The organism is Streptomyces sp. NPDC045899, from assembly GCF_056431485.1.
The window spans coordinates 1-4,848 of sequence record NZ_JBWKKP010000063.1 but is presented as its reverse complement, the minus strand read 5'-3'; the positions used below and the strand labels follow the sequence as shown (position 1 = coordinate 4,848).

General features: G+C 70.0%; 1 protein-coding gene. It reads right to left on the bottom strand.

Translation table 11 applies throughout. From position 1 onward, the window contains the following. A partial coding sequence (locus AC07FT_RS36250; RefSeq protein ID WP_479180425.1) for a hypothetical protein occupies positions 1-4,644 on the bottom strand: 4,644 nt, incomplete at its 3' end. Positions 4,645-4,848 lie beyond the last annotated feature (204 nt).

The following is a 4,848-nucleotide window of genomic DNA, read 5'->3' as shown; positions in this document are numbered from 1 at the left end:
CGACGCCTCACCCAGCAGCTTGTTGCCCCTGCCCCTGATCGCCCACCCCAGAATCCGCCGATGCCACCTGCGGCCCACACGCGGCGCCGACGACGAGCCCTGACCGGCGGACGGCGACGTACCACCACCGAAACCGAACCCACCAACCGTCTTCGGCACGCGCAGGTTCCAGTCGTCTTCCGACGGGTAGCGGAAGGACACCGCGGGGACCGGCCCACTCGGCTCTTGCCACTGCTGGTGCAGGTTCGACCCAGGCGGGACCGCCGCCCGCCAAGAGGCGGGACTACCATCAGCCTGTTCCCGCACGTGCACCAGGGGCGTGCCATCCGAGGAGAGGGTGACGGCGACCGACTCGTCCGGATACCACACGAGCAGGCCGGTGGCCTCGGCCAGCTCCGCCGCCGTCTCCTCGGTGCCCTCGCCCGAGTCGGAGCTCGCCAGGATCATCACGTCGGTGACACCGGACAGGTCCAGCATGGCGAGGTACGTACGCACCTCGCGCGCATCACCGGCCCGCTCCCCTCCCGCGGGCCGCGCCATCAGGAAGTTGCGCCCTCCGGGAGCACTGTGCGAAGTCCAGATCCCGGCGTTGGAGACGGGCAGGTTCTTCACCGTCCCCGTGGGACGTCCCGCGGCGTCCAGCCGCCACTCCACGTAGTGCTTCACCTTCGGCAGCTGACCGTAGACCGCCTGGCGTCGGCTCCAGTCGCCCTGGGTGAACGACGCCCAGCCGACCCGCCGGCCACCGTCCACAATCTCGTACAGCACGGTCCGTGAGCCCCACCAGGCGCCGCTGTCATCCGGGACCGGCATCAGCGGCGCGGGCTGCGTCTCACTCGGCGTCTGCGGGGCCGGGGCCAGCTGCGCGTCACCCGGCGTCCGCGGGGCCGGGGCGGCGGTGGACGAGGGCAGGGCGGTGACACGGCGGCGGGTCTGGGGTACCGGCTCGGTCTCCTCGAGCAGAACATACAGGTAGCGCCGACGGGTCTTCGCGTCCTGCCGGACCTCCTGGTGCCGCACGCGGAGAACCGTCGCCGCCGGATACCGCACCTCCCGCCGCTCCGGGTCCCAGGAGAAGGGCGCGACGTCCCGGGCCGTGGACCCGGCCACCTCGAACAGGACCGGGTACCGGCCGACCGGCCCGGCGTCCTGCCCGAGCACGCCGGAGAGCACACCTTCTTCGCTGCTCCTCGCCATGTGGAACTCCGGCACGCTCACCGCGTGCAGCTCACCCGGCAGCCCTTCGGGCAGATCACCCACGACCCATGTGCCCCACCACACGGACGTGTTCACCGGCGGCAGCGCCATCAGAAGGTCACCCGCCATCCCCATATGCCGGGGAAGGTCCACCGCGCGCGCGGCGGCAAGCGAGTCGGGACTGATCAGCGCCGTGTCCGGGTCCGAGAGGAGATACAGAGGCAGGATGTCCCCCTCGCGGAGGAGGTCCGGTACCGAACCACCATGCCGCTGCTGCCAGCGCTCCAGCGCCGCATGCCGCGCGTCTCCCTCCGGGCCGGGAGAGCCCGGAGCCCCGCTCAGCACCCTCCAGATCCCGCTGATGTCGCCCCCCAGGGCCAGCCCGGTGCCCCGGTGATACAGCACGTGATGCGGGAGGTGGAGCGTCGCCGTGAAGGCGTCGGGATCCCGGTTCTTCCGCGGTGCGAGAAGCGCGGCGAACGAGCTGTACGCATGGGCCGCGTCATCCCGCAGTTCCATGTAGGAGTCGAAGAGGCGGGAGTCAACCGCGTGGGATGCCGAGATGATTTCGAACAGCGAGTGCGTGTAAGTGGGCAGGAGCGAGGCGAGCAGGGCCTCGCGCAGGCGCAGCATCTCCTCCTTGGACGCGCTGGTCTCGGTCCGGTAGGTGCGGAGCAGATGGGTCACCCTGCTGGCCTGCCCGTCGACGAGCGGGAAACCACGAGTGTCGTGGATTTCGCGGTATCGAGCGCTGTTCTTGTCCAGCGACTCCGCAGCAGACGTTTGCGGATACTGAGAGGCGATGGCGAGCCACAGGGCCCGCATGAGGTCGTACAGCGTGCTCCCGGAGTCCGGATCCTGGAGGCGGCGCATCTCGCCGCGGGCGGTGTCCGGCGTCTCGCCCGGAAAGAACACCTGTGCGGCCCGGTCACGGCCGAGGCTCCGGGTGAAGTGGTCATACAGGGACCTGACGGCCTCCCGGGCGGTGTCCGTCACCGCCGGATCCGCGGCCAGTGCCGCTCCCAGGTCCTTCTCGAACGCCACCGCCAGGCCCTCCCACGCGGGGTCGGCGTACGAGCCGCTGAACCGGGCGCCCTGCCTAGCCGGGTCCACAAGAGCCGCGCGGGCCTTCTCCCCGGCGAGAGCGCTCGGATCCTGCGGCTCGGCCTCCCGCCACCTCGGCTCCGGCGCTCCAGGGGACTGACCGATCGCTGGTTCGGCCGTTGCCGACGCGAGGGAGACTCTGTCCGAGGGGGCGATGGCGACACGCCTGCTCCAGGTGGCCACCTGGGCGACCGGCTCCTCAACGCCCGCATGGCACGAAATCATCAACACACGAACGTGTGCAGGGATTCCCTGGCTGTCCATCAGTTGCCCGATGTGACGGCCGACCTGTGTGCCGTCCACCTTCTTCCGGCCGTACCGCGTCATCGCTGTAAAGGTCTTGCCGTCGCCGTGCGATGACCAGATGCCCGTGTCCTTGACCGGCCAGGGCAGGGGTCGGAAGCCTCCCACCCCCCTCTTGATGTCACCGAAGCGGTATCGCCTCGCTTCGTGCAGGCGAGGGTATTTGTCCTTCTCCGCCAGCCAGAACGGCAGGTCGATGGAGGCCGCGCCCAACCAGCGACCTGCCCAGGTGCGCAGCTGCCGTGTGACGATCTCGCGGTCCCACGCCTGCGACGCCAGCGGCTGCGCGACCTCCTCAAAGGTTCTGTGCACATACCGCCTGCCGGTCGCCCCGTCGAGACGGAGCTCACGGCTGATCTCCCGCAGCACCGTGGTCGAGGGGTACAGCACGGTGCGCTCGGCGGGCCTGCGGGCCAACGGGGAGACATCCCGGCCGGTGGAGTCCACCACCTCCCACAACACCGGATACAGCCCGTTCCCCCCGGCGTCCGGCTCCGGCAAGGAGGCGAGCGCCCTCTCACGGTGCGTCGTGGCATGGTGAAGCCTCGGCACGCTCACCGTCCGCCACTTCCCGCCGCCGTGCTGCGCCCCGTCCAACGGCCCGGACTCCCACGACGCCCACCACACCGGTCCGCTGACCGGCGGGAGCACCGCCACCGCCTCAGCCGCCATCTCCGCGTGCGCCCGCAGCTCACCATGGAGAGCGTCCACCAGCTCGACGGCCCGCTCCTCGAGCCTGCCACGGACATCCGCCAGTTCGTCCTCGGCCCCGGGATCCCCGAGGAGCTCCTCCGCGCGCTGTACCAGATCCCGGAACCGCCAGTCCCGCAGGAACAGCAGCGGCAAGGACTCCCTCAACGCGCCGCCCCCAAACGCCTGCTTCACCAGCGAGCGCGCCTTCTCCCACAGCTCCGCCTTGACCTCAAGCTGGTCGGGCGCGTCGGGACCGGCCAGGAACTTCTCGTCGAGCAGCCGCACATCGACCCCACTGGCCAGCTGCAACGCCGCCGCGTGTCCCTCCTGGACATTCTTTTCCAGCAACTCGAGCGAGCGATGGCGCTGTATCCACACTCTGAGGGCCTCGCGCCGCTCCCGCCGCGCGGCCACCCCCGGACCGCTCAGGTCGGTGCCCTCGAGGGATCCCCCTCGCTTGATCAGGTCCCTGATCTCCTGTGCACGGCCGTCTCCGGTGACTTCCGGGACGAACCAGTCCGCTCGCGCCCGGTACATCCGCTCATGAGGCAGCCGCAGGGCGCTAATTCGCCTGCTCGCCCGATTGACCTGGTCGAAGGACGCGTCCACCCATGCATAGACGCGGGCAGCCTCGACCATCGTGTCGGGCTCGGTCTCATCGCGCACCCCGGCCCGGTGGGAGGCGGCGAGGATCTCCACCAGTGTGTGATCGCCGACCTCGGGCAGGAGCCGGCCCATCAGGGCTTCCCGGAACCGAAGCACCTCACCATCAGGCACGTTCAGGAACTGATGGACCCTGAGCAGCCACTCGACACTCTCGGCCGTACCCGGCCCCACCGGGAAACCAAGCCGATCGTGCATCTCCTCCAGCGCATCCGCGCTGTGCGACTGCACACTCCGGGGCCCTGGCAGGCTCCGCGGATTCAACCGGGGTCGATCCATCCACAGCCAGGTCAGCGTGACTCCGGAACCACTGGCGCCGTACGCGAAGGCGTCCATCAGCTCCCGCAGGGTGGCGCCACCCCGGGGATTCGACAGGCGGGCCATCTCGCCTCGCGCATCCTTCGCACCGGGAAGGAACGTCGCTGCTACGTCTCCCCGGTCGTAGTACGTGGTCAGCAGCTTGTAAAGGCTCTTGACCGCCCGCCGCGCCTCCTCGATCACTTCCGGGTCCTTGGCCAGCACCCGCCCGAGCGCCCGCTCGTACCCCCTGCTCAGCTCCTTCCACTTCTCGTCGGTGTAGAAGGCGCCGAACCGCGGCGCCGGAGAGTCCTCGTCGCTCCGGGGTGAAGGAGGCGCGTTCCAGTGTTCATCCCCCGGCGGGACCAACGGCGCCGCGGACAGCACCACTCCCGCCCGCGGAGCCGACCTCGAAACCGCGGAAGCGGAAGCGGGGCGGTACACCCGCCACCCCTTGGCATCACCCCTGGCACTCTCCCGCAAGTGCACACCACCGGGCTCACCCCCCTCACCAGGCGGAGCCGCAAACCCACGATCAGGCACATACACCGTCAGACCCGTACGATCCGCGGCCGCCTGCAACTCCGCGTC